We start from the raw sequence: 5,084 nt of genomic DNA, 5'->3' as shown, positions 1-5,084 counted from the left end.
CGGGCGTGGGTGGGCCGTCCGCGTCCGCACTCTCGCGCGCCTCGGCGCGCCCGGCCGCGATCTCGTTCAGGGACGCGGTGAGCCGCTCGGCCAGCCGCCGCGAGTTGGCGAAGACGAGCGTGGAGCGGTGCTGCTCGATGAGGTCGGCGACCCGCTCTTCGACGTGCGGCCAGATGGAACTGCGCCGCGGGTCGGCCGCGGCGGGCCCGGAGAGATCGTCGGAGGAGCCGTCGCCGATCGCGGCCAGGTCGGGCACCGGGACGACCACGTCGAGCTGCCACGCCTTGTCGGCGGCCGGTTGGACGATCTCCACCGGACGCCCACCGGCGAGGAAACGCCCCACCTCCTCTTGCGGGCGGACCGTCGCCGACAGCCCGATGCGCTGGGCGGGGGCGGCCAGGAGGGCGTCGAGCCGGTCGAGCGTGAGCGCCAGGTGCGCGCCGCGCTTGGTGCCGGCGACGGCGTGCACCTCGTCGACGATGACGGTCTCGACGCCGCGCAGCGCCTCGCGCGCCTGGGACGTGAGGATCAAGAACAGCGACTCGGGCGTCGTGATGAGGATGTCGGCGGGCGTCCGCGCGAAGCGTCGCCGCTCGTCGGCGGGCGTATCGCCCGACCGGACGGCCACCGTGATGTCGGGACGCTCGAGCCCCAGGCGGGCCGCGGCGTGCCCGATGCCGACGAGCGGGGAGCGGAGGTTGCGCTCCACGTCGACCGCGAGGGCCTTCAGCGGCGACACATAGAGGACGCGGCAGCGACGCTGCGGCTCGCCCGCGGGGGCGGGGTGGGTGGCGAGGCGATCGATCGCCCACAGGAACGCGGCGAGCGTCTTGCCCGAGCCGGTGGGCGCGACGACGAGCGTGTGCCGGCCCGAACTGATGGACGCCCACGCCCCGGCCTGGGCCTGGGTGGGCGCGGTGAAGCTGCTCTCGAACCACGCGCGCGTCGCGGGAGAGAACCGATCGAGGACGGACTGCTGCACGGCGTCCACTGTGCCAGGAGGGTCTGACAGTTTTCGTCCGGGGCGCTCGTCCGCGGTCGGCGAAACGTTTCTATGCTGCAAGGTCCACACCCTGGTGTGGAGGTTGTCACACGGTCCTGGGGGTGAGCCGGGCCGTTTCCGAGTTGAGGACGCCGCAGTCGAGGACGCGGCCGCTTGGGACGCGGCCGCTGGGACGCGGCCGCCGGGGACGCGGGCGGTGCGGCGTCCTAGGTCCTGGTCGTCGACAGTCGATTTGCCGCCACTCGATGAAGGTCTCCTTGACGCACGGAGCGCTGATCCGCCGGTAGATCCGCATCGAGTGGTGGCAAATCGACCAGGGGCGGGGCGTCGCGCGGTCGAGTGGTGGCACATCGACCGGTCCGGGGCTCGGTTGTCACGGGACTGGAGGCGGCCACCCGTGGGCGGCGTCCTCATGACGTCCGCCGATTGCCCCACAGCCTCCGCTCGGGCGCGCGACGCCCGCCTGGGGCGGGGCCCGTGTGGCGTTCTCCACACCAGAGGGTGGAGAACGTCAGGTAGAAACGCACATGGGCGCCCTGGTCACACCAGATACTTGTGAGACAAGCTAGCTGGCGATACGATCAACGCATGGCAGACGGGTGGGTGTCGCAGATCCGCAAGGGGGTGGTCGAGGTGGCGGTCCTCGGGTTGCTCGCCGGCGAGCCCCGCTACGGGTCGCAACTCGTCGACGATCTGGCCGCTCACCCGGCGCTCGCCATCACGCCCGGCACGGTCTATCCGCTGCTGGCGCGGCTCCGCAAGGCCGGGCTGGTCGAGTCGTCGTGGCGCGAGTCGCCCGTCGGCCCGCCGCGCAAGTACTACACGCTCACCGGCGTCGGGCGCGAGGTGCTGGCCGACATGGCCGCCACCTGGCGCTCCGTGGACGCCGCGATCACCACCATCCTGAAGGACCCGTCATGATCATCGACCTCGATCGCCTGAGCCGGCGCGCCCGCGCGGCCGTCGACGACTACCTGGGCTCGGCGCCCCATCGCCGCGGCCCGCTCGCCGGGTTCGACCCGCGGGGGGCGGCGTCCCGCATCGCCGAGTCGTGGTGGGATCCGGCGTCCGACCGCATCTTCGTGCCCCGCGCCGTCGGCTGGGGCTGGGATCTCAACGCGGGCGCGATCGCCGTCCGGCTCGGGCTGATCGAGCCCGACGCCGAAGACGTCCCCTTCTCGAACACCCCGGACGCCGCCTTTCGGGCGGCGGCGGGCGTCCCGGTCGCGCTCGCGGGGGCGGTCGTGGCGCACTACCTGGTGCGCGGGCGCTCCCTTCCGGAGCGACTGCCGGCCCACTGGTCGCTGACCGGCGTGCCCGATCGCTTCGTCTCGAAGCGGCGCGCGGCGGCCGGCGACCTCGCGATGGCGCTCATCCCCGCGTTGGTCGCCGTGCGTGCCGGACGCACCACCTCCGCCGACCGCTCCGCCGGCGACTCCATCCCCGCCGACTACTCCATCCCCGGTGACCACTCCACCTCCCGCGCGGGCGCCCTCGCGGGGGCGTCCATGATCGCGGCGGTCGCCGCGGTGCAGACGGTCGTCCGCAGCCTGCCGGAGGGCCGGCGTCCGTGGGTGCCGTTGGCCCTGCTCGCCGCGCCGGGCGCGGCGTCCGGCGGGGTGCTGCTGGGGCTCGCCTGGCTGGGCCGCAACGCGGAGATCCGGCGCGACCTGGGCGGCGCGCGATGAGCGCCGTCCAGCCGACGGCCGCGGCGTCCGGACGCCCCCTCCCCGAGCCAGCCCAGCCCATCCCGCGGAGCCCGGCCGCGCCCGACCCGGCCGACCACGTCGACTGGCGCCGCGTCGGCCTGTTCTACGGCATCGCCCTCGGCGGGGCGGCCGTCGTCGCCGCCGGCCTGTGGGCCCTCGGCGGCCTCGGGACGCCGCTGGCGCAGCTCGTCGTCGCGCTGGTCTACATGATGACGCCGATCGTCGCCGGCCTCGTCGTCGAGCGCCGCGCCGGCCGCGGACTCCTGCTCGGGGGCGAGTGGCGGGTGCTGGGCGCCGGCGTCGGACGAACCCTGGGCCGCATCGCCGGCTGGTCGGCGCTGGTCGCGCTGGCGGTCTTCACGGTGCAGGTCGCGTGCGCGCTCGGGTTCGGGGCGCTCGGCGTCCCCGGCGCCGGACACTGGGCGACGGACGCGGAGTTCACGGCCCGCCTGCGCGCGGTCCAGCCGACCCTGCCGGACGGCGTCGTCCTCAACGCGTGGCCCCTGGTCGCCGCGTCCGCGGTGCAGGCGCTGCTCGTCGGAGGGACGATCAACGGCGTCCTGGCGTTCGGCGAGGAGTACGGGTGGCGGGGCGTCCTGGCGGACCTCCTGCGCCCGCTGGGGGTCGTCCGCGCGAACCTGCTGATCGGGGTCGCTTGGGGGCTGTGGCACGCGCCGATCATCCGGCTCGGGCACAACTACGGCGCCGCGTGGCTGCCGGGCATCGGGCTGATGGTGCTCTGGTGCGTTCCCCTGGCCTTCGTCTTGGCGTGGGCGCGCGAGCGGGCGCGCAGCGTCGCGGCGCCCGCGGTCGTGCACGGCGCGTTCAACGGGTTCGTCGGGATCTTCACGCTCGCGATCGCCGGGGCGAACCCGCTGGTCGCCCTGCCCGTGGGCGTCCTGGCGCCGGTGCCCCTGGCCATCGTGGCGGCCACGCTGTGGCTGGCGTGGCCGCCCGGTGGGCGTCCTCAGCGGCCCTGACCGAGGTACACCTCGCTGATGTTGGTGCGCGGCCCCACGGCTTGGCCGGGGTGGCCCCCGCGCCGAGCTTCCAGGCGGTGAGCACCGTCCCGCGGGACGGCAGCGTCCCGATCCGAACCGTCGACGTGATCCGCCCCAGCGTGCTCTTCGCGTTCACCGCCGCGACGAGCTGAGCCTGCGTGTAGTTTCGCCGGCACCTGGACGGTCACGGTCTGCCACCGCGAGCGGCCCCACATGAAGCGGTCCTCGCGGTACTTCAGCAGCCCGTCGTCGTCGAGGGCCGCCACCCGCCGGGCCGTGCTCGCGGAGCGCCACGGGTACCGGTCGATCTGGACGTGCACCGTTGTTGTGTTGGGCAGCGCGTACCGCACCCGGATCAGGCCCGACGAGCCCGGCAGCGGGTCGCTGGCCGCTTGGCCGCGCACCACGCCGTTCCCGCCCGTCGCGGACGCCTTCGCCTGGTCGAACGCGGCCTTGTTCAGCGCTCGCCGCTCCGACGCCGTGGTGCCCATCGGCGTCAGCGACACGATCATGCCCCGGTGCGCGGACGCGCCGCCGCCGGTGTTGGCCGGGATGATCGGCGTGCCGTCGGCGGCGTTCGTCCCGCCGCCGCACGTCGCGGTGCCCGTCATGGCTGCTCCGCCGCCGTAGCAGTCGGTCACGCCGGCGAACAGCGAACCGGCGCCCGCCAGCGCCCGGACGGCCACCCCGGCGCCGCCGTTCGCCCCGGACGCCGCACCGCCGGCTCCGCCGCCGCCGTGGCCGTCGAACTCCCAGCTGCACTCGCCGGACTGGCCACCGCCGGACGTCCCGCCGCACGCGCCGTCGGCGTCCGTGAGGGCGGCCCGGCCGCCCGCGGCCGTGACGGTGGCGCCGCCCTGGGTGAGCGTCGTCTCGGCCCCGCTCAGGGACGGCGGGCTCGACGGGTCGGGGAATTGCCCGACCGGCCAGGAACTGGACGCCCCGAGCGAGAAGCGCAGGGTTCCGGCGGTCGTCGCCAGGGAGGCGTGCTTCACCTGACCGCCGCCGCCCGCGCTACCGGCGAACATGTTCATCGACCCGCCGCCCGACCCGACCAGGATCGCCTCGGCCTTCACGACCCCGGACGGCAGCGTCGCCGTGCACGTCCCGTCGCCGGTCACTCGGAGTTCGACGGTGTTCGGCATGCCCGCGACCGCCGTGCGCGTGACCGTGCAGGTGCTGGCCGCGTGGGCGAGGGGTGCGGGGCCGAGGCAGAGCGCGGCCAAGCCGAGGCCGGTCGCTGCGGCGGCTGCGCGGTGTCCCCGCGCGGGGAAGAAGAAGCGGTGCGACCGGCCGCGCCGGCGCGTGGTGCCAGTGACCATGAGAACCCTCTCTCGCGTGCGGGTGGGGCGCTTCCCACCCGTTCGGGTG

Annotated in this window: 5 protein-coding genes; 3 read left to right on the top strand and 2 right to left on the bottom strand. The window is 75.0% G+C overall.

The window, feature by feature from the left end:
- Positions 1-982, bottom strand: a 982-nt coding sequence (locus tag WMJ97_RS14400) for a DEAD/DEAH box helicase (RefSeq protein WP_347349700.1), incomplete at its 3' end; no start/stop codon positions are given.
- A 609-nt stretch (positions 983-1,591) separates the two neighbouring features.
- Here WMJ97_RS14400 and WMJ97_RS14395 point away from each other — a divergent pair.
- From WMJ97_RS14395 to WMJ97_RS14385, 3 genes are read left to right on the top strand one after another with little or no spacing between them, the layout of a single operon-like run.
- Positions 1,592-1,924: a PadR family transcriptional regulator gene (locus tag WMJ97_RS14395; protein WP_347349699.1), complete on the top strand. Its 333-nt coding sequence runs from the start codon at positions 1,592-1,594 to the stop codon at positions 1,922-1,924.
- The gene (locus tag WMJ97_RS14390) at positions 1,921-2,691 is read left to right on the top strand and encodes a DUF5808 domain-containing protein (protein WP_347349698.1); all 771 of its coding nucleotides are present in this window, start codon (positions 1,921-1,923) and stop codon (positions 2,689-2,691) included. The genes WMJ97_RS14395 and WMJ97_RS14390 overlap by 4 nt, the downstream gene beginning before the upstream one ends.
- Positions 2,688-3,692, top strand: coding sequence for a CPBP family intramembrane glutamic endopeptidase (locus WMJ97_RS14385; RefSeq protein ID WP_347349697.1), 1,005 nt, complete (start codon positions 2,688-2,690; stop codon positions 3,690-3,692). Before WMJ97_RS14390 ends, WMJ97_RS14385 begins: the two co-directional genes overlap by 4 nt.
- On the opposite strand, the gene WMJ97_RS14380 is transcribed toward WMJ97_RS14385, so the two are convergent.
- The gene (locus tag WMJ97_RS14380; protein WP_347349696.1) at positions 3,680-5,035 is read right to left on the bottom strand and encodes a hypothetical protein; all 1,356 of its coding nucleotides are present in this window, start codon (positions 5,033-5,035) and stop codon (positions 3,680-3,682) included. The two genes, WMJ97_RS14385 and WMJ97_RS14380, sit on opposite strands and share 13 nt — an antisense overlap.
- Between the last annotated feature and the right edge of the window lie 49 nt (positions 5,036-5,084).

The sequence above is a fragment of the Nigerium sp. genome (genome assembly GCF_039811905.1).
In the GTDB taxonomy this organism is placed as follows: domain Bacteria; phylum Actinomycetota; class Actinomycetes; order Propionibacteriales; family Propionibacteriaceae; genus Propioniciclava.
This window is presented reverse-complemented; position numbering and strand designations above follow the sequence as displayed.

Coding starts and splice junctions, on each gene's coding strand:
- WMJ97_RS14380 (WP_347349696.1), bottom strand. CDS start 5,035: ATGGTCACTGGCACCACGCGCCGGCGCGGCCGGTCGCACCGCTTCTTC.
- WMJ97_RS14390 (WP_347349698.1), top strand. CDS start 1,921: ATGATCATCGACCTCGATCGCCTGAGCCGGCGCGCCCGCGCGGCCGTC.
- WMJ97_RS14385 (WP_347349697.1), top strand. CDS start 2,688: ATGAGCGCCGTCCAGCCGACGGCCGCGGCGTCCGGACGCCCCCTCCCC.
- WMJ97_RS14395 (WP_347349699.1), top strand. CDS start 1,592: ATGGCAGACGGGTGGGTGTCGCAGATCCGCAAGGGGGTGGTCGAGGTG.